We start from the raw sequence: 20,876 nt of genomic DNA, 5'->3' as shown, positions 1-20,876 counted from the left end.
CACGTTAATCTCAGAACCACCAACAGGTCGGATGAGAACAACAATGAAGCACCTAATCACCCTAAACATTGAAAATGGCGTTGCCACTGTGGTTTTTGACCGCGCGGAAAAGTTAAATGCACTCACTTTTGACAGCTTTATTCAACTCGACAGCATTATTAAACGGCTTAAAAAAGAAAAGTCATTGAGACTGGTGGTTATTGAAGCCAATGGTAATGATTTTTGTACTGGCTTAGATGTAAAAAACATCAGCCGATCCCCCTTACAAATGCTAAAACTGCTATTTAAATGGTTGCCAGGTAATGCGAATTTAGCCCAACGCGTAACGATCGGCTGGCAAACAATAAAAGCACCTGTGATTTGTAAAATTCATGGTCGTTGTTTTGGCGGGGGCATGCAGATTGCACTCGGTGCCGACTTTCGCCTAGTAAGTAAAGATGCGCAGTTTTCAATCATGGAAACGCGCTGGGGACTCACTCCAGATATGGCTGGCAGTGTGATGCTACAAGGCTTAATGCCTTATGATCAAGCATTGATGCTTACTCACCTGGCTGAGCCAATTGATGCCAAAACAGCACGTTCACTGAACCTAGTTACGCAAGTATGTGATGATTTAGACAGTGCTTGCGAGCAACTAAAGGCATCATTACTTGCTAAATCTCCAGATGCTTTAGCCGCTAACAAACGCACCTATCAAAAACACATGATGCTTAATAAACGTAAGCTACTTGCCGCGGAAACGCTCAATCAAATTAAAATTTTACGCGGTAAAAACGTAAAACGAGCAATCAATAACCGCTTGAAAGATGAGTCAAAGCCTTTTTATAACTCTGCCAATTGGTAACGACTAAAGACCAGTATACAAAGCGAAAGGCTATGGTAGGCTAGTGGTATGAAATACGTTTATAGTCTCATCATTTTAGTGTTGGCCTTAGTTATTGGTCACGGGTTTTTGCAGCTAGTAAATTTTAAATTTCCCCCTGCTGTTATTGGTATGGGGGTACTGCTTATCGCACTCAAACTAAATATTGTTACACTTAAGCAATGTGAAGTGCTTGGAAACCTGCTGCTTAAGTATTTCCCACTTTTTTTTATACCCGCGGGTGTCGGCATTATTCAGCACCTTGATCTAATAAAAGAAAACGTCTTGTTAATTATAATCTCAGTACTTGCAGCTACTGTTAGCACCTTATTTATCGTTGGAAAAGTGGCAACTTATTTATTTTCAGATCATAAAAAGGAATAGTTATGAGTTTACTTTTAATTATTCTGTCACCTCTGTGCTTTTTTACGTTTAAGTGGCTGCAAACACATTATCTAAAGTACAGTGTATGCAACCCAATTCTGTTGAGTATTGCATTCATCAGTATTGTATTGATTTGGTTGGATATTGATTATCAAAAGTTTGCAGAAATCAACACGCCATTTTTTTGGTTATTAGATCTCGCTATCGTTGCATTGGCAATTCCTCTTTATAAAGAGTCACGCACTATTAAAAAAGAGACATGGCGCTATATTTTGTGTAGCGCTATTGGTGTCACCTGTTCGTCGGTGATTGCTATGATTACAGCACGTAGTTTAGGAGCGAGCGAGCAACTTGTTGTCAGCCTGGCTGCCAATGCAGTTACAACGCCCATCGCAATTGAAGTCACTGAACAACTTGCAGGTATTAGTGCATTATCAGCTGTGGTGGTTATTTGTGTCGGAATTTTTGGCGCCGTGCTCGGCATCCCATTACTCAAGTTATTTGGTATAACTCAACAACAAAGCCAAGGGCTAGCACTCGGATCGGCTTGTCATGCGGTTGGCACAGCGAGAGCTATTGAAGTAAATGAACGTATGGGTGCGTTTGCATCTGTCAGCTTAATCTTAAGTGCTATCTTGACGCCTCTAATGTTACCTGTAATCTATACTGTGTTTGATGTCATATTTTCAACATGATTAAACGGTAAACAAATGTTACTAAAGCGGATTTTAATCATAGGAGTCGTGCTTTTTATGGTCGGGTGTGCAACACATATAAAGCCTACCCCAAGTGTCAAAAGCTATGCGAAAGCACCAGCCAAAACGGGTCGCTTAGCTAACTTTGTTTCTAATGCCACTGACCAAAAAGATAATCAAACAGGTGTGTATGCGCTTGGCAAAGGGGTTGATGCATTTGTCTCACGAGTCAGTTTAATTAACGCGGCAAGTAGTAGTATCGATTTACAGTACTATATCTACAATAAAGACGTCACCGGCAACCAAATAAACTATTCGCTCTATCAAGCTGCTGAACGCGGCGTGCAAATCAGATTATTGCTCGATGACTTGAAAGCACCTGATTCAAACCCACAATTACAAATTTTAAATCAGCATAAAAATGTTGAGATTCGTCTATTTAATCCCTCACCTAACCGCCGCTTCAAAGCACTTGGCATTCTTACTGATTTCGATCGCTTAAATAGCCGGATGCATAATAAATCGCTCACAGTCGATAGCTTAACCTCAGTGATTGGTGGACGAAATATTGGTGATGAATACTTTAGTGCAAGTCACGAAGTTGAGTTTGGTGATTTTGATTTATTACTAATTGGCGCTGCAGTAAATGACATTAATACGCAATTTGATAGTTACTGGAATAGTGAGTTTAGTTACCCCTTAGAAGTATTCCACAATAAACTCTATTCTGACGCTGAAGTAATTAATATTCTTAGTAATTGGGACCTTGAAGTCAGTAATACCGAAGAGAGCAAACAGGATTATGTTCAAGCATTATTAAACTCAGAATTTATTGAACATTTAACCGAAGGTAAATTACCTTGGTCGTGGGGTAATGCCCAAGTGTTATATGACCCACCGAGTAAAATCAATGAGAAAGGACTCGCTAGCCCACTACTTGATGATTTAGAAGAGGCCTTTGCTAATACCACAGAAAGCTTATTTATTATTTCCCCCTACTTTGTGCCAGGTGAAAATGGAACTGAGTATTTAAGAAAAATGGTAGAGCGTGGTGTTGAAGTCAGCATATTGACTAACTCACTTGCCGCAACCGATGTTGTCGCTGTGCACTCGGGCTATGCTCCCTATCGAAAGCCCCTTTTAGCAGCAGGTATCACCCTTTACGAAACAAAAGTTACCCCCAACTTTAAACCAAGCGCATGGCGCGGCTCTACCCAAGCAAGCCTTCACGCTAAGTCTATTATTTTTGACAACAAGCACACGTTTGTAGGCTCTTTAAACCTCGACCCACGTTCAATTTTTATCAACACCGAAATCGGTGTGCTGTTTGAAAACGCCCCCTTAAGTGAGAAAATTCATAATGCACTGTCCGATGCCATCAGTGACTCTGCCTATCAGGTTAAGCTCAATGATAATCAGCTTGAATGGATTGATTTAAAGACAAAAAATACATTTACAAGTGAACCCGATGCAAGCATTTGGCGTAAAATCGGGGCATGCTTTTTTGGTATTCTACCCATTGAAGATCAGCTTTAAACACGTTGTTCAAGTTGACTTTAGAGACGACTGGTCTAATAATACCCACTAGGTGTAAAAAAGTATTAACCCAAATATGACTAAGCCAGATACCAAAGAAGCGATTTTGGCAGCAGGCCATGCGCTAATTATCGAAAAAAGTTACAACGGATGTGGCTTAAAAGAAATCCTAGATAAGGCTGGAGTGCCTAAAGGATCATTTTATCATTACTTTAAGTCTAAGGAAGATTTTGGCTTAGCGTTAATTGAGCGCGCCCAAGATCAAACTCATGACTTTATGCGTGAATTCTTACGCGACCGAAAGTATTCACCACTACAACGAATAAACAATTGGTTTAAGCGTATTCAGCAATTTCATGAGGAAGAAGGTATTGATTGTGAATGTTTGGTGCCAAAATTGATTTTGGAACAATCACAACTCAGTGAAAATATGCGTGGTGGAATAAAATGTGCACAAGATTTAATGCACAGTATGATGGCGCAAACCATTCGTGAAGCCCAGCAAGAAGGTGAAGTGAACGAAAAGCTCGACCCACATAAAATTGCTGCTTTTTTATTTAATGCCAGCCATGGTGCTGCAATCCAAATGCAAGTAGAACGCTCAACAGAACCCTACGATAACTTTGTCGACATTATTTTTGAGTCCATCCTAGTGCCTTAATTGGCACTAAACTCATATAAAACGCCTCAACTAGACCAATTGGTCTAAAAAATAAAAATTAAATATATAAAAAAATTTCAAAGAGTTAAGCAAAAAAGCCAGCAAAAAAACACTATTCAGTTAAAATTCATCTTGCAACAATTGCCATTATCAAAGACAATCTACTAGACGACTGGTCTACTAAATTGGAAATTACAATGACTTCTCCACGCTCATTCAAACAAATTGTACTTTTATTAAGTCTGTTGTTTTTAGTGTTTCAAGCCAATGCACAAGTAGTGCGTTTTTCTGAAGCAAGTGAACAACAATTACAACCACGCAAACGTGTAGTCGGTACTTTAAAAGCCTTTAATCAAGCAAATGTTGCTTCTGTGGAATCAGGAAAGGTTGTCGAAGTGCTAGTTAATGAAGGCGATACTGTCACTCAAGGTGCCATTTTAGCTAATTTAGATACGCGTCGTCTTGATGCTGAAAAACAGCGTTTACAAGCAGAGAAAATGCTTGCCGAAGCAAACCTATCATTAGCTAAAGCGGAATTTACCCAAGCCGAGGCAGATTATCTAGCTTATAAACAGTCAGCACAAAAAAGCGCTGTATCAAAACAGCGCCTAAATCAAAGCAAAACACAAACAATCGCTAATCAAGCCCGAGTGATTGCGGCAACGCAAGCTATTGAAGCATTAAACGCACAGCTTGATGCATTACAAGTGCGCATTGATGATATGTCAATCCGTGCTCCGTTTGATGGTCAAGTGACGAGTCGGCTTGCAGAGTTAGGCCAATGGTTAGGAAGTGGCGATCATGCTTTCACACTCACCTCACTTAATAAATTAGAAGCTTGGTTAGATGTTCCAGAGCGATTCGCATTTTTAGCAAGCAAAGCCCCCTCTGAAATAGCACTGCAAATCGGTGATGAGTTGGTGCAAGCCCACAATATAAAAATACTTAACAGCGTTGATGAGCGTGCGCGTACTTTTCGCGTTATTGGTCAAGTAAATGGCAAAGGATTAATGCCAGGCATGTCAGTGAGTGCATGGTTACCTGAGGGTGATGCTCGCACAACGCTTACAGTTCCAAAAGATGCATTAGTGAACCGAGGTGGCAATTACTTGGTTTATAAAGTGGTAGTGCAAGGTGATAAACAAATTGCTCAACCAGTTTCGGTTAACGTGCAATTTCATCAAGGAAATAAGGTTGCCGTTTTCGCACCTCAGTTAGCACCTAATGACAAAGTAATTACGGAAGGTAATGAACGATTAATGCCTGGACCTGTAGTTGCAGTAGCAGACGCCTCAAATGGCAATAAACAACATTTAAAGTAGGCACGATATGAAGATTGTAGAAAGCGCGGTTAAACAACCCATAAGTGTTATCGTTGCTGTAATATTATCGGTACTTGCAGGCGTATTAGCCTTCACTCAAGTACCGGTTCAAATGACGCCATCGGTTGACTCAGTGGTTGTTAGCGTAAGAACATTTTGGGAGAACGCAAGCCCTGAAGAAATTGAATCTGACGTTGTTATTGAACAAGAAAAGGTACTGTCAGATGTAAATGGCTTGGTTTCATTAACCAGTATCAGTCAAACCTCAGCAGCGCAGTTGCGTTTAGAATTTGAAACTGGCACTGATATTAAACAAGCTCAGGCAGAAGTTGTACAAAAACTCAATGAAGTACCAGCCTACCCTATGGGCGTTTCGGAACCAACCGTTGAAGGCGTTGACCCAATGTCGGTTGATTACATTGCCTGGGTAGGCCTTGCGGCTAGCGATCCGAGTTTTGATAACACTACCTTGTATGATTTTATGGAACGTCGTTTACGTCCTCGCCTTGAAAACATCAAAGGTATTTCAAAAGTCGGCATTTTAGGTGCACGTGAACAAGAACTGCAAATTCAGATTGACCCTATCAAACTTGCCAACTTTGGCATTACCTACAGCCAATTAGTAGATGCAATTCAAATTACCAACACCAATTACTCAGGTGGTCGCTTACCTGACGGCAAAAACGATATTCGTGTGCGTGCCATGGGACGCTTTACGGATGTTGCCACCATTGAAAACATTGTGATCCGAAAAGACAGCCGCGGTCCTGTGTATGTTAAAGACATTGCGACGGTAAAACTCGATTACAAAGATATGCGTGATTGGGTACGTGCTCGCGGTGTGAAAATGCCATTTTTTAATTTCCAACTTGCCCATGGCGCTAACCTGCTTGAAACCATGAATGCGCTAAAAGCCGAAATTGCAGAGTTGAATAAGCCGAATGGTATGCTAGAACAACATGCTAAAAAGCTTGGGGTGAATGGTACTTTTGAGCTGGTTACTACCTGGGACTCATCCAGTTATGTAGAAAACGCCATTGATTTAGTGCAAAGCAATATCATGGTAGGTGGTTTACTTGCTGTAATTACGCTTCTGCTATTTTTACGCTCGCTGCGCACCATTGGCGTAATTGCTATCGCAATTCCAATTTCAGTGATTGCATCAGTAGTGATTTTAGTCGCCCTAGGGCGCTCAATTAACATTGTCTCTCTCGCTGGTATGGCATTCGCGGTAGGCATGGTCGTTGATAATGCCATTGTGGTTATCGAGAACATTTTCCGCCATTTAGAAATGGGTAAAAAACCGCTTAAAGCCAGTGTTGAAGGTACGCAAGAAGTTGCCGGTGCTGTATTTGCATCAACCATGACTACGCTCGTTGTATTTGTGCCGATTTTGACCATTGCCGACAGTGCAGGTCAGCTTTTTCGCGATATATCACTTGCCATCATGGCAGCTGTCTTTATTAGTTTTGTCGTATCTGTCTTAGTTATTCCGGTTGCCGGCGCTTATTTTTTGCGTGCTCGCAGTGACTCTAAACAAGTAAAATTAAAAACGGGTAAATTGGCTGAGCTTGAAAAGAAAGCTGCAAAGCTGCCGAGCCACATTGGCGCCTTGTTTATCGCAATTACCAGTACTACCAAGCGTAAACTAACGGTAGTGACAAGTTTTGCGGTTGTGACACTTGTGGGGATTGCATTACTCATCCCACCGCTTGATTATTTACCAAAAGGTAACCGTAATTTTGCCTTTGGCTTTATGGTGCCACCGCCTGGTTACAACCTTGATCAAGTCTCAGAAATTGGTGACCGTATTGAAAAAGTGCTTCGCCCTGCATGGGAAGTGACTGGCGATAAATATCAAGCAGAGACGATTATTCGAGGAGGAGAGCCTGATTTAACGCAAAGTGTTCCTGACATTCAATTAATGGATGGCAGCACCATTAAAGCACCAGAAATCGATCACTATTTCTTAGTCGCAATGGATGGTCAAATTCTCCATGGCATGATCCCAAAAGAAGCAGATAAAACCATTGATGCGGTCGACTTCTTAAACCAAACATTAATGGGCGTAAACGCACCAGATGTGATTGGCTTTGCTTTCCAGTTTCCACTTTTTAATACCGGTGGTACAACGGGTAGCGCGATTCAAATCGATTTGGTAGGTGATGACCTAGAGCAAATCACTAATGGTGCAACAGCCTTGCTATTTAAATTAATCGGTAATTATGGGCCTTATGCAACCATTCCTGAGCCAGCTAACTTTTTACTGCCAACGCCAGAGCTATCAATTAAGCCGCTAGATGAGCGTCTTGCCGAACTCAACATGACACGTCGTGATTTAGGCTTAGCAGTGCAAGCTAATGGTGATGGCATCATTATGATGAATAGTTTTGCAGTTGGTGGCGAATTAAAAGACCTTAAAATCGTAACGAGTGCACAACAGGATGATTTCCCTATTGATGCACTGATGCAAACACCGCTAGCAACACCACAAAGTCAGGTAGTTGATCTTCAATCGCTGGCACTGGTTGAGCGTACACAAACCGTCGATCAAATTAAGCACGTTTCGCGTCAACGTGCGGTAACTTTGCAATTTACACCACCAGCTGGCATGCCACTTGAACAGGCCATTGCATCAGTCAATACTATGGTCGACGAACTGCGCGGCGCGGGTGCTATCTCTCCTGCCGTTGAAGTGAATCTTGCTGGTAGTGCCGGTAAGCTTGCAGATCTTAAAAAGTCCTTACTCGGCGACGGTAGTTTATTTGGCACCTTAAGTTCAAGCATGTTTCTAGCTATGTTTGTAGTTTATCTGGTTATGGTTATTTTATTCCAGAACTGGAAATACCCACTTGTTATTATGGTGAGCGTACCACTTGCAACCCTTGGTGGCTTTATGGGTCTTGCAGCAGTGCATTGGGCAAGTGTATTTGATCGCTACACACCAATTCAAAACCTTGATGTTTTAACTTTACTTGGTTTTGTTATCTTGGCAGGTGTGGTTGTTAATAACGCCATTTTGATCGTGCATCAAGCACTTAACAATCTTAAGTACAAAGGACTTACTGCCCAATTGGCAATTAAAGAATCTGTTGAAAGTCGTGTTCGCCCAATTATGATGTCTACACTTACTTCTGTGGGCGGCATGTTACCACTGGTACTCATGCCTGGTGCAGGTAGTGAGCTTTATCGCGGTTTAGGCGGCGTCGTGGTTGGCGGATTAGTGGTTTCAACAATATTCACTTTGATTTTAGTGCCAGTCATATTAAGCTTCTTACTTAAGGATTCTGATATAAAGCAAAATTCAGAAGACACCGATTTAAGGACAGCCGCTTAGATATGGAAATCTAAATTGATGACTGACCAAAAATCCCAGCACGTGCTGGGATTTTTTATTTTAAAATCACACCCTCAATTTCAATTGTGTGCCAATCTTTGTCTATAGTAATTAGATGGTTTGTTAAATTAAGCGAACGCATGATTGAAATCGATAATAAAATACTCAACGATGTTGCAAACGGTTTTTCCATTCCTGCAAAGCCGGATATCTTACAAGCATTGCAAGATGAGTTGAGCAAAGAACCTGAATTATTCCGTGTAGCCGATATTATTGCGGCCGATGTAGCAACTTCTGCTGCAGTGCTAAAAATAATTAATAGCCCCTTCTATGGTCTTGCCAGAACAATTAGTGATATTCGTCAGGCTGTGATGTTTTTGGGACTAGAAAACATTACAAATCTCGTTACCGGCTACCTTCTCAAACAAGCATATGATCAAAGTAAATGTTCACTCTCCCTCAATCGGTTTTGGGATAATGCCAATGACATCGCCAATGTTTCGTGCATTATTGCAAGGCATTTAAAAACACCGTTACCACCTGAAAATCTTCACTTAATTGGATTATTCCATGATGCAGGCATACCCGCGATGGCGATCCGATTCGAGAATTACGCCAGTCTTTTACAAGAACACAGAGAAAATGATACTAACCCGTTATTTAACAAAGAAGAAAACCGCTTTAAAACAAATCATGCTGTGGTAGGTTACTATCTTGCGACCAGCTGGAATTTACCTAAACAAATTTGCCAAATAATTTTGCAGCATCACAGTGATGATTTTTTTAGTGCGTGTTCAGATGATTTTGAGCGCAGCTGTTTTGCCTGTTTAAGACTTGCGGAAAACTTTGTTCATGTTGCTCGTCAGTTTCGCCCAGAGCCACAGTGGCAAACGATTGAACAAGACGTATTAGATATTCTTCAACTTGATGAGTACGAGTTTCAAGATCTAAAAGAAGATGTTGAAGAGTATTTAATTTCATCCCACTAATACCAGCTCACAAAACTCAGTTTTATTCACAGCCCCTTGAAAAAAAACCCAGCATATAGCTGGGTTTTTTATCAGACGGTACTTAGTCCGCTTGCGGGCGCATATGCGGGAATAAGATAACATCTTTAATCGTTGGCGAGTCAGTAAATAACATCACTAGACGATCGATACCAATACCCTCACCTGCTGTTGGTGGTAAACCAAATTCAAGTGCTTGGATATAGTCATCATCAAAGTGCATTGCTTCATCGTCACCAGCATCTTTTTCTTCAACCTGACGCGCAAAGCGCGCTGCTTGGTCTTCTGCATCATTAAGCTCAGAGAAACCATTTGCTAATTCACGGCCACCTACGAAGAATTCGAAACGGTCAGTGATAAATGGATTTTCATCGTTACGACGTGCAAGTGGTGACACTTCCCACGGGTACTCAGTGATGAAAGTCGGTTGAATTAGCTTATGTTCAGCTGTTTCTTCGAAGATCTCACATAAGAACTTACCTGCACCCCATACGCATTTTTCTGGGATCTTAACGTGTACTTTCTTCGCGTAAGCGACTAACTCATCGAAGTGGTTTTCAGGATCTTTGAAGATATGCGCAATTTCTTCAGCATCAGGACCATACTTGATGATGGCATCAGCCATTGATAAACGCTCGAACTTGCTACCAAAATCATATTCGATTGTTTCAACAACTTCACCTTCAGCGTTCTTAACTGTGTTAACAACCGTTGTTGTACCAAGTACATCTTGTGCAACGGTACGTAACATGTCTTCCGTTAAGTTCATCAGATCGTTGTAGTCAGCGTACGCTTGGTAGAATTCAATCATCGTAAATTCTGGGTTGTGACGCGTTGAAAGACCTTCGTTACGGAAGTTACGGTTAATTTCAAATACGCGGTCAAAACCACCCACAACTAAACGCTTAAGGTAAAGCTCTGGTGCGATACGTAAGTACATGTCGATATCTAACGCGTTGTGGTGAGTCACAAATGGGCGCGCCGTTGCACCACCAGGAATAACCTGAAGCATTGGCGTTTCAACTTCCATAAAGTCACGTTCAGCTAAGAAACGACGAATACCTTCAATCACTTTTGAACGAATACGGAACGTCTCACGGGTGTCCATATTTGTAATAAGGTCAACATAACGCTGACGATACTTTGCTTCTTGGTCTGTTAAACCGTGGAATTTCTCTGGTAATGGGCGAAGTGATTTAGTCAGTAACTCGTACTTAACCATATCTACGTAAAGGTCACCTTTACCTGATTTATGAAGCGGACCAGACACACCGATGATGTCACCGATATCAAGTTGGCCATACTTCTCTTTTAGCGCTTTTTGCACGTCTTTAGACGCATACGCCTGAATACGACCTTTCATATCTTGAAGTACAAGGAAAGGACCACGTTTTGCTAAAATACGGCCTGCTACTGAAACTTGGTGGTCTAACTCGACTAACTCTTCCTTCGATTTATCACCAAACTTAGCTTGTAGATCTGCTGTGTAATCTTCACGGCGGAAAGTATTCGGGTGACCATTAGCTGAGCAATTCTCACGAATCGCATCTAGCTTGGCACGACGTTCTGCAATCAATTTATTTTCGTCTTGAATTTGATCTGTCATGTTATAGCTCTAAGTTGCTTGGTTTAAATTAAAGGCCAGATTTCAGGCTGGCTTCGATAAACTTATCTAAATCGCCGTCTAATACGGCTTGAGTATTACGGTTTTCAACCCCTGTACGTAAATCTTTGATACGAGAATCATCAAGTACGTAAGAACGAATTTGGCTACCCCAACCAATATCCGATTTTGCATCTTCTTGAGACTGCTTTTCAGCATTCTGTTTATGCATTTCAAGCTCAAACAATTTTGCTTTTAACTGCTTCATCGCCTGTGCTTTGTTTTTGTGTTGCGAACGGTCATTTTGACACTGCACTACCGTGTTGGTTGGTAAGTGAGTAATACGTACCGCAGATTCTGTACGGTTAACGTGCTGACCACCAGCACCCGATGCACGATATACGTCAATACGTAAATCGGCTGGGTTAATATCAATTTCAATATTGTCATCCACTTCAGGATAAACAAACGCCGAAGCAAATGATGTATGACGGCGACCTGTTGAGTCAAACGGGCTTTTACGTACTAAGCGGTGTACACCTGTTTCGGTGCGTAACCAACCATAAGCATACTCACCTGAAACACGAACCGTTGCACCTTTAATACCTGCAACATCACCATCAGTTGCTTCAACGATTTCCGCTTTAAAGCCTTTTGCTTCTGCCCAACGTAAATACATACGCAGCAGCATATTACACCAGTCTTGTGCTTCAGTGCCGCCTGAACCTGACTGCAGGTCGATATAGGCATCGTTACCATCTTGCTCACCAGAGAACATTCGACGGAATTCAAGCTTATCAAGCTGCTTCATTAATTCTTCGAGTTCAGCTTCAGCTTCTGCAAAGGTGTCTTCATCTTCTGCTTCAACAGCAAGCTCGACTAAGCCTTCAACATCTTCTGCACCTTGGTCTAAGGTATCAATCGTGTCAACAATCGCTTCTAAGCTCGATTTTTCACGACCTAACGCCTGCGCTTTTTCTGGTTCATTCCAAACCGCAGAATCTTCTAATTCGGCATTAACTTCTTCTAACCGCTCTTTCTTTAGAGGGTAGTCAAAGATACCCCCTAAGTTGGTCGGTGCGCTCGCGAATTTCCTTGATTTGATTAATCACAGGATTCACTTCAAACATTACATCACTCCAACTGGTGTTTTGCCTTAATTCTTGGCAATAATCAAAGGCGGGAATTTTAGCAAAAAAAAATGGTTTTGATTAGATTCAAAACCATTTTTTCGCATAAATATTTCTTATCTATGCTAATTGTATTTCACTGACCAATAATTGCAGCGAAAACTTACCTCTAAACTCATTAATATCAAGCTGATAGGCTAAACGTACTTTTTCAGCTGCGGTATTTGGCCACGCTCTTAAATCAACATTAAAAGCAATCGCGTCAACATCTAAACCTGAAGCATGGCGCAATACTAATTTTAAATGCTTCTCACCCACCATACGCTGTTGAATAACATAAAAAACATCGTCGAATAATGGCTCAGCAAAGCTCTGTCCAAACGGGCCAGCTTGCTTAAGTTGGTTAGCAAAATTCAAGTTAAAACAATCAGCTGGCAAATTACCATCGGTTAATATCACAGCGTGCTTATCTTCTTCTGCCAGCGTGTTTGCTACCGCGTCTGTGTAAACTTGCTTAAAGCGTGCAAAGTCACTTTCTAAAATCGATAACCCTGCCGCCATTGCGTGACCACCAAATTTTAAAATTAAATCGGGGTATTTTGTTGAAATTGACTCTAACAAATCACGCATATGCAGTCCTGGAATAGAGCGGCAACTGCCTTTTATTTCACCATTTTCACCCTGTGCAAAAATCACAGTGGGACGGTGATATTGCTCTTTTAAACGTCCCGCTAGAATACCAATAACACCTTGGTGCCAATCGTCTTGATATAGACACACTGCATCTGGAATTTCTTGTGATTGTGACACTAAGCGTTCTAGCACCGCGTTAGCTTCAACTTGCATACTTTGCTCGATTTCACGGCGTTCTTGGTTTAATCCATCAAGTTCCGCGGCAATGCGTCTTGCCTGATTGCCATCCTGACTCAGTAAACAAGCAATACCTAAACTCATATCATCTAAGCGCCCTGCCGCATTAAGCCTTGGCGCAATAGCAAAGCCAAAGTCGCTGGCTTGCAGGCGATAGCTATTACGGTTGGCAACCTCAATCAAAGCTAAAATTCCGGGGCGAGTACGACCTGCACGAATACGCGCCAAACCTTGGTAAACCAAAGTACGGTTATTAGCATCGAGCGGCACCACATCGGCCACCGTACCCAGCGCAACAATATCCAAAAGACTCGCTAAATTAGGTTGCGCTAAGCAGGAGTTTTCAAAATAATTTTGCTCGCGCAACGTGTGACGAAGTGCCACCAGCAAGTAAAACGCAACACCGCATCCCGCCAATGCTTTTGATGGAAACTGACAATCAAAGCGGTTTGGATTAACAATTGCGTCGGCGTTGGGAAGCTTTTCACCTTGTAAATGGTGATCGGTTACAATCACTTGAATACCCGCCTGCTTACAAATCTCAACACCCTGCAAACAGGAAATGCCGTTATCAACTGTGATAAGAATATCCGGCTTAATTTGCACTACTTGTTCTGCAAGTTGCGGGCTTAGGCCATAACCTAAATTAAAACGGTTTGGCACTAAGTAATCAACATGTTGAAAGCCAAACATCGGCAGGCCTTCCATTAACACCGCAGTACTGGTTGCACCATCAGCATCAAAGTCACCGACGATTAAAATTTTGGCTTGTTTTTGCAGCCCATTAATCAGAATATTTGCGGCAACATCAATATCTTTCAATAAACGAAAATCAAGTAATGACGCAGCGCCATTATCGAGTTCAGTATTGTTTTTGATGCCACGAGAGGCATAAATTTGTTTAATAACAGGGTGAAGCGATGCGTCTAGATAACTGTCATCAACGCGGGCACGTGTTTGAATTGTTTTTTGCATGAACCGTTTTTAATAATCTCAGACTAAAAAGGGCCTTAACGGCCCTATTTCACAAACTGGTTAGGTTACCCTTTTGTACTACTTTCAAGAATTTGCTTTAACTGAGCCGCTGGCTGGTAACCAGGAATAAGCGTGCCATCTTCTAAAATGATAGCTGGCGTGCCCGTAATACCAAAACTTTGACCCATTTCAAATTGTTCTTTCACTGGTGCATCACATGCAGCTACATCCACTACATCATCACCCGCTTTTGCATCAGTAAGTGCTTTAGCAGCATCTTTTGCACACCAAATGTCTTGTAAGTCATCAAATCCTTTACTTGGTATACCTGCACGTGGATAAGCAAGATATTGCACCGTAATGCCTGCATCAAGATAATCATCTAACTCACGGTGTAGTTTACGACAATAACCACAGGTAATATCAGTAAAAATCGTTACTTTATGTTTTTCGTTTTTAGCTGGGTAAACGATCATCGAGTCTGCAAATTGCTTAACGCCTTCTTTACGCAAATTACCCAGTGCAACTTCCGTTAGGTTTTCTTTATTTTCTAAATCAAGTAACGTACCTTGCAGTAAATACTTACCATCAGCCGTGCTATATAACACGCCGCGATTGGTTAATACTTCATACAAACCTTTTACAGGTGTTTCTGCTACACCACTTGCTTGTAGACCGATTTTTTCAAATTCCGCTATGATTTTCGCTTCGATTGGATCAACACTCGCTGCTGCGACACCATTTGCTGAAATATTAAATGCCGCACTCAACAAAGCAGCTGCGATTGCTAGTTTTTTCATTTGCTATCTCTTTTTTAAATACTGGGGCTTATAAATATTTAGACCGTATTAAGCCACATAAAATTCCGTATTTTGTCATCAAGCTCTTGGATGATGCGTCTGATGAATGGATTTTAACCTTTCTTTTGCTACATGAGTATAAATCTGTGTGGTCGATAAGTCACTATGGCCTAACATCATTTGTACAACACGTAAATCAGCACCATGATTGATCAAATGTGTGGCAAATGCATGACGCAAAGTATGCGGTGATAATTCACTCTGAATATTCGCGACGATAGCATAGTGCTTAATGCGATGCCAAAAGGTCTGTCGTGTCATGCCAATGCCGCGTTTTGACGGAAAAACAAAATCAGTCGCGTGTTTAATTAATTGCGGACGTGCTAACTTGATAAACACTTCAATATACTCAAGCGCCACTTCCCCCATTGGAACTAAACGTTCTTTATTTCCTTTACCTTTAACAAATACCACAGCTTGGCGCAGATTAATTTGTTCCATACGCAGGCCAACCAATTCACTTACGCGAAGCCCTGTTGCGTATAACAGTTCAAGCATGGCTTTATCTCTTAGCTCTATGGGCTCTTCAAGATTAGGCGCATCAAGCAAGGCTTCAACTTCTTGTTCTGTTAGGGTTTTAGGTAATGACTGGCCTAGCTTAGGCTGTTCAATATGGGCAAGCGGTGAGCTGGAGAGTTTTTTCAAACCAATAAAATACAAATAAAAGCGTTTTAACGCGCTTTGCGCCCGAGCCGTACTTCGTGCTGTAAAACCATTTTCTCGGCGATATGCTAAATATTCAAGAATAATGCCTTCATCAACCTCAAAAAGCGGTGTTTTCGCAATATAAATTGCAAATTTGTTTAAGTCGTTACGATATGCTGCCAAGGTATTTTCACTTAAACCTTGCTCTAACCAAAGGGCATCTAAAAATTGTTCTATATGTTGGCTATTTTCAACGCTTGGGGTTTGTTTTTCTGTCAATGTATTAATAACACATAGGTTAAGGTAAACTAGCGACTATCATATCAAGCTCACGGCAACGCACAAATTTAATATGAAAATTGGTTTATTTTTTGGTTCTACAACTTGTTACACCGAGATGGCTGCAGAAAAAATTCAGCAAATTATCGGTGAAGACATCATTTCACTTCACAATATTAAAGACGAGCCACTGAAAAACGCAGAACAATTCGATTTCTTAATGTTTGGTATTTCTACTTGGGACTTTGGCGAGTTACAAGAAGATTGGGAATCAATTTGGGATGATATTGAGTCAGTTAACCTAAGCGGTAAAACCATTGCACTTTTTGGTATGGGCGACCAACAAGGCTATGGTCAATGGTTTCAAGATGCATTAGGCATGCTGCACGACAAAATTAAACCACAAGGCGTGACTTTTTTAGGCTACTGGCCAAACTCTGAAGAGTACGAGTTTGAAGCCTCAAAAGCATTAACCAAAGATGGCACACAGTTTGTTGGCTTGGCACTGGATGAAGACAGTCAGTACGAGAAAAGTGATGAACGCATTGCTACTTGGGTTGAACAAGTAATGACCGAATACGCTGAAACGCTTTAACTTCTTTTCTCAAAAGTTCAAATAGAAATCACGGCACAGTTGTTTATACGCTGTGCTGTACTCCCCACTCTCAGCATGAATAACCAATTCTTCTTCAACCAAGGCTTGCAACTCATTTTTATGCGCCAAACACATTAATACCCGTTTTGCTGCTTTCTTTTTGCTAGTGAATACCCACTGCTTTTTTGTAATTTTCAAATTAGCGTTATCTGCGGCACTTTCAAATCGGCTTAACTCGGTTGTAGGCAATACCACACAAAACCGACCCTTTTCGCTTAATAAACTTGCCGCTTTAGCACATAAACTGTCAAACGATAAACCATCCGTATGACGTGCCGTCATGCGCTGTGCATTGTCGCTTTTAAGTGAGTCATTAAAAAATGGCGGGTTTGAAACTATCAGATCAAATGCTGTATCTTTATGAAATTCTTTGATATTCCCTTGCCACACGCCTATATCTTGCCAAGGTGAAGCTGAAATATTCTCTTTCGCTTGTAAAAATGCATCATTATCAATTTCAACAGCTGTGATAACTAAACTAGGCGCACGCTGCTTAAGCATTAAGGCAATTAGCCCCGTACCTGTGCCAATATCTAATGCTTTATTTGCGCCTTCAAGAGGTGCCCAAGCGCCCAACAAAATGCCATCAGTGCCCACTTTCATCGCACATTTATCGTGGTTAATATGAAACTGCTTAAACGTAAAACCCGACATTGCGGTAAAATGCCCTCTGCCCTATTGCCTCATTCGGTGTATAATACAGCTAATTTTCCTTTATGTTTATTTCCTTATGCACTTTGCTGACCTAGATCTTGATCCCAAATTATTAAACGCCATTGAAAAAATGGGTTTTGATAAACCGACTAGCATTCAATCGCTCGCTATTCCTGCAGCGATGAAAGGTCGCGATATTTTAGCAAGTTCACCAACCGGTACAGGTAAAACCGCAGCGTTTTTACTTGGTGCAATGCAATATCTGATTGATTTCCCAAGACGTAATCCAGGTTTTGCGCGCGTACTCATAATGACACCAACACGTGAACTAGCCTATCAAGTGTATGAACAAGCAAATACCCTAGCCGCGCAAACTCACCTTAAAATTGGTGTAGTAACAGGTGGTATTAACTACGGTAGCCATAAAGAAATTTTTGAAAAAAATAACGATATTCTGATTGCTACACCTGGTCGTTTAATGGATTACTTAAATTCAGAAAACTTCCACGCAGAAGATGTTGAAGTGCTTATTCTTGATGAAGCAGACCGCATGTTAGACATGGGTTTTCGTAAAGAAATGCTGCGTATTTGCGACGAAGCTAAAAACCGTAAGCAATGCTTTTTATTCTCAGCCACACTAGAGGGCGACAGCGTTGAGCTATTTGCAGAGCGCATTCTAAATGATCCAGCGTTACTTGAAGCAACCCCATCGCGTCGTGAAAAAGGCAAAATCCATCAGTGGGTGCATTTATCAGATAACCGCGAACATAAAGTGGAGCAACTAGAAGCGATTTTAAAATCGGAAGACGTTGAAAAGGCCATTGTATTCGTTAAAACACGTGAACGTTTAGAGCAGCTAGTTGGTGAGCTATTCGCGAAAGACATTAAAACCACGTGGCTGCGTGGTGAAATGCCTCAGGATAAACGCCTAGCAGCACTAAAAAGCTTTGATACTGGCCGCACTAAGGTACTCATTGCGACCGACGTGGCCGCACGTGGTATTGATGTGGCTGATATTAGCCACGTAATTAACTTTGATATGCCGCGCACTGCCGACATTTACGTACACCGTATTGGTCGCACCGGTCGCGCGGGTAAAAAAGGCACAGCGATTTCATTTATCGAAGCCCATGATGTGGAAATTTTGGCAAAAGTTGAGCGCTACACAGAGCAAAAACTTAAACGCCGTACAATTAAAGGCCTAGAGCCAAAACACAAAGAAGCTAAACTACCGGCGAAGAAGAAAAAAGATCCGGAGAAAATGAAGGCGAAAAAGAAAGCCAAGAAAAAAGCGAAAAAGAAGTAACTTAATTATGCGGTGTTAATTTATTGCACCGCATTTTATTATCCAATTTTAGAATGAACTCTCGATTAAAAATCTACACCGCTCGTTTTATTTCAAGTTTAGCGCTGTTTATAAGTCCTGTTATTTTTGCAGCCGAAACTTACAGTGATCACGAGCAATTCTGTCACCTTCGCTCGTTTGAACAGTGCGATTTATATTTAAAAGACTCACTCGCAAACATAACCCCTTTGAGCACTCAGTGGTATAAAGTCAGCTCGTATCAACTCGACTTTTACTACGACCATCAGCTGTTTTTAGAGACATTGAAAATTACCACGCCTTTGCTAGCACAGACTGAGTTACCTAGCGTGTTTAAAGCGCAAATCTATTTTTACCATGCTAAAGCTTTGAACTATACCGGCCAGAAAGTGCTTGCTAAAGAAGTTGCATTTAAAACTAAGAAAATTCTAAAAGAACACTTTGATGCCTTTCAAGACCCCTACCGAATTGTGGAAATAGCAAACCTATACCATGTATTTGGTGATCCAGAAAATGCGCTTAAGCTATTGCAGAAAACCCAACGTCAATTTGCTAAACGGCAAGATCCGCATTTTAATTTTGAGCTTTACGGTAACCTTGCGCAAACCTATATCGCATTAGGCGATTTAGATAAACAAACCACGTCTTGGCAAAAGGCGCTCTATGCTGCGCATCAAACGAACGACCCACAAAAAATAAAAATAGCTTATGGTGGTTTGGCTTTTAGTCAAAAAGCAAATAAAGACTATCAAGCTGCCTACAACAGTTACCAAAAAGCTCTTGCTACAAAAGCCCCTAAGCAAAATCAAGCAAGCTTTGCTAGGTTGCAAATAAACCTAGCTGAAATGGGTCTGGCATTAGAAAATAAAAAGCTCGCAACGGAACATTTTAATAAAATCTTACCGAACAGTGTGCCTAGACTGCACAAAGAGCGATATTTACAATTACAAACTCAGCTGCTAATTAAATAAAATTAGCAGCTTATTACGCCTTCATGCTCGAGTAACCAGGCTTTTCGCGCTAAACCACCACCATAACCAGTAAGTGACCCATCCTTACCAATCACACGATGACACGGTACAATAATCGCAACGCGGTTCATACCATTTGCAGTTGCCACAGCACGCACCGCTTTGGCGTTGTTTAGTGCAGAAGCTTGTTCTGAATAACTACGTGTTTCACCAAATGGAATAGTTTGCAGGCCTTGCCAAACCCCTTGCTGGAATTCAGTGCCTGGCAGTTCGAGTGCCACATTAAACTCTTTTCGCGTGCCTGCAAAATATTCATTCAACTCAAACTTACACTGTTTAATATGTTCATTTTCACCTTGTAAAATCACTGCATTCAAGCGCTTTTGTAACTCGTTAAATTCTGTCTCCAGCATGCGTCTATCAACAAACTCAACCAAACAAACGCCATTATTAGTTGCGCATATAAACATTGGTCCAATCGGTGTAGTGTGGCGCGCAATTAAGATAACTTGCTTATCTTTACTTTTGCTCGGATTAAGGCCTGTGGCTTTTTTAAATGTATAGGCAAAGCCACTTAACGAGTTAAAACCTGAATCAAGCGCTGAATCAATCAGCTGTTTGCCATTTTGAATTTCTTGATAAGCGGTATTTATACGCACCATGCGCTGATAGGCTTGAAACGTCATGCCATAGTGTTTTTTAAACCAACGTCTTACCAGTTCAGGCTGAATTCCAGCCTCTTTCAAATGGTAGTCTGAAAGCTTTTCTTGGCCTTTTTGCGCTAGCAATTTTAATGCTGTAGCCACTGGCTCTGGCATTGAATGGGCATTTTGTGTTGGCTTACATACTTTGCACGGGCGAAAGCCCGCATCAAGGGCATCTTTTACCTCTGAGCAAAACTCAACATTTTCTTTTTTTGGTTTGCGCGCACTGCAAGTTGCGATACAAAAAATCTGCGTGCTGGTCACACAGGCATAAAAACAGCCAAGATATTGACTGTTTTTATCTACCAATGCTTGGTAGTACTCGTTAATTTTTTCAGGTTGCGTGATTTTCATAAAGCCAATCATTTGGTGATTTTAGCCAAGCGTAACCAAGGCTAACAT

Annotated in this window: 18 protein-coding genes; 11 read left to right on the top strand and 7 right to left on the bottom strand. The window is 41.3% G+C overall.

The features are described 5' to 3' along the window. The first annotated feature begins 43 nt into the window (after nucleotides 1–43). The 8 genes from OM33_RS06815 to OM33_RS06780 all read left to right on the top strand — a co-directional run bounded on the left by OM33_RS06815 (nucleotide 44) and on the right by OM33_RS06780 (nucleotide 9,786). Nucleotides 44–844 (top strand): crotonase/enoyl-CoA hydratase family protein, encoded by an 801-nt coding sequence (locus OM33_RS06815; RefSeq protein ID WP_038640273.1) that lies wholly within the window; start codon nucleotides 44–46, stop codon nucleotides 842–844. Nucleotides 845–892: 48 nt separating this feature from the next. After that, nucleotides 893–1,246 carry a CidA/LrgA family protein gene (locus OM33_RS06810; RefSeq protein WP_052140927.1) on the top strand — a complete coding sequence of 118 codons (354 nt, stop codon included), beginning with the start codon at nucleotides 893–895 and terminating at the stop codon, nucleotides 1,244–1,246. Between the two features lie 2 nt (nucleotides 1,247–1,248). Further along, the gene (locus tag OM33_RS06805; RefSeq protein WP_052140926.1) at nucleotides 1,249–1,941 is read left to right on the top strand and encodes an LrgB family protein; all 693 of its coding nucleotides are present in this window, start codon (nucleotides 1,249–1,251) and stop codon (nucleotides 1,939–1,941) included. A gap of 57 nt (nucleotides 1,942–1,998) precedes the next feature. After that, a complete protein-coding gene (locus tag OM33_RS06800; protein ID WP_052140925.1) occupies nucleotides 1,999–3,477 on the top strand; it encodes a phospholipase D family protein in 1,479 nt (492 codons plus the stop codon). Nucleotides 3,478–3,553: 76 nt separating this feature from the next. Beyond that, nucleotides 3,554–4,138 (top strand): TetR/AcrR family transcriptional regulator, encoded by a 585-nt coding sequence (locus OM33_RS22010; RefSeq protein ID WP_010560788.1) that lies wholly within the window; start codon nucleotides 3,554–3,556, stop codon nucleotides 4,136–4,138. Between the two features lie 197 nt (nucleotides 4,139–4,335). Then, entirely contained in the window at nucleotides 4,336–5,460 is a 1,125-nt protein-coding gene (locus OM33_RS06790) for an efflux RND transporter periplasmic adaptor subunit (RefSeq protein WP_038640271.1), read from the top strand. 7 nt (nucleotides 5,461–5,467) lie between these two features. After that, nucleotides 5,468–8,797, top strand: coding sequence for an efflux RND transporter permease subunit (locus tag OM33_RS06785; RefSeq protein WP_038640269.1), 3,330 nt, complete (start codon nucleotides 5,468–5,470; stop codon nucleotides 8,795–8,797). A 140-nt stretch (nucleotides 8,798–8,937) separates the two neighbouring features. Beyond that, nucleotides 8,938–9,786: an HDOD domain-containing protein gene (locus OM33_RS06780; RefSeq protein ID WP_038640266.1), complete on the top strand. Its 849-nt coding sequence runs from the start codon at nucleotides 8,938–8,940 to the stop codon at nucleotides 9,784–9,786. Nucleotides 9,787–9,868: 82 nt separating this feature from the next. Here the strand turns inward: OM33_RS06780 and lysS are convergent, their stop codons facing one another. From lysS to xerD, 5 genes are all read right to left on the bottom strand, one after another. Further along, nucleotides 9,869–11,410: a lysine--tRNA ligase gene (lysS, locus tag OM33_RS06775; RefSeq protein ID WP_038640263.1), complete on the bottom strand. Its 1,542-nt coding sequence runs from the start codon at nucleotides 11,408–11,410 to the stop codon at nucleotides 9,869–9,871. Nucleotides 11,411–11,438: 28 nt separating this feature from the next. Then, a protein-coding gene (gene prfB / locus OM33_RS06770; RefSeq protein WP_199922521.1) for a peptide chain release factor 2 occupies nucleotides 11,439–12,537 on the bottom strand; the annotation gives its coding sequence in 2 pieces (ribosomal slippage) (nucleotides 11,439–12,461 and nucleotides 12,463–12,537; 1,098 coding nt in all). 120 nt (nucleotides 12,538–12,657) lie between these two features. After that, a complete protein-coding gene (gene recJ / locus OM33_RS06765) occupies nucleotides 12,658–14,382 on the bottom strand; it encodes a single-stranded-DNA-specific exonuclease RecJ (RefSeq protein WP_038640260.1) in 1,725 nt (574 codons plus the stop codon). 65 nt (nucleotides 14,383–14,447) lie between these two features. Further along, the gene (gene dsbC, locus OM33_RS06760) at nucleotides 14,448–15,182 is read right to left on the bottom strand and encodes a bifunctional protein-disulfide isomerase/oxidoreductase DsbC (RefSeq protein ID WP_038640258.1); all 735 of its coding nucleotides are present in this window, start codon (nucleotides 15,180–15,182) and stop codon (nucleotides 14,448–14,450) included. 78 nt (nucleotides 15,183–15,260) lie between these two features. Then, nucleotides 15,261–16,175, bottom strand: a complete 915-nt coding sequence (xerD, locus tag OM33_RS06755; RefSeq protein WP_407681049.1) for a site-specific tyrosine recombinase XerD — start codon at nucleotides 16,173–16,175, stop codon at nucleotides 15,261–15,263. A 64-nt stretch (nucleotides 16,176–16,239) separates the two neighbouring features. Here xerD and fldB point away from each other — a divergent pair, with 64 nt between their 5' ends. After that, complete coding sequence (fldB, locus tag OM33_RS06750; protein WP_038640255.1) at nucleotides 16,240–16,761, top strand: flavodoxin FldB; 522 nt, start codon at nucleotides 16,240–16,242, stop codon at nucleotides 16,759–16,761. Between the two features lie 9 nt (nucleotides 16,762–16,770). Here fldB and OM33_RS06745 read toward each other — a convergent pair whose 3' ends face one another. After that, nucleotides 16,771–17,475: a tRNA1(Val) (adenine(37)-N6)-methyltransferase gene (locus OM33_RS06745; protein WP_038640253.1), complete on the bottom strand. Its 705-nt coding sequence runs from the start codon at nucleotides 17,473–17,475 to the stop codon at nucleotides 16,771–16,773. Nucleotides 17,476–17,551: 76 nt separating this feature from the next. Here OM33_RS06745 and srmB point away from each other — a divergent pair, with 76 nt between their 5' ends. Continuing rightward, on the top strand, nucleotides 17,552–18,781 hold the full coding sequence (srmB, locus tag OM33_RS06740; protein ID WP_038640251.1) for an ATP-dependent RNA helicase SrmB: 1,230 nt from the start codon (nucleotides 17,552–17,554) through the stop codon (nucleotides 18,779–18,781). A gap of 53 nt (nucleotides 18,782–18,834) precedes the next feature. Then, nucleotides 18,835–19,770: a tetratricopeptide repeat protein gene (locus OM33_RS22005; RefSeq protein ID WP_052140924.1), complete on the top strand. Its 936-nt coding sequence runs from the start codon at nucleotides 18,835–18,837 to the stop codon at nucleotides 19,768–19,770. Nucleotides 19,771–19,772: 2 nt separating this feature from the next. Here the strand turns inward: OM33_RS22005 and OM33_RS06730 are convergent, their stop codons facing one another. Beyond that, a complete protein-coding gene (locus tag OM33_RS06730; RefSeq protein ID WP_038643113.1) occupies nucleotides 19,773–20,828 on the bottom strand; it encodes a bifunctional transcriptional activator/DNA repair enzyme AdaA in 1,056 nt (351 codons plus the stop codon). Nucleotides 20,829–20,876 lie beyond the last annotated feature (48 nt).

The organism is Pseudoalteromonas piratica (assembly GCF_000788395.1).
In the GTDB taxonomy this organism is placed as follows: Bacteria; Pseudomonadota; Gammaproteobacteria; order Enterobacterales; family Alteromonadaceae; genus Pseudoalteromonas; species Pseudoalteromonas piratica.
Note: the sequence above shows the minus strand (reverse complement) of the source record. Positions and strands in the feature narration are given on the sequence as shown.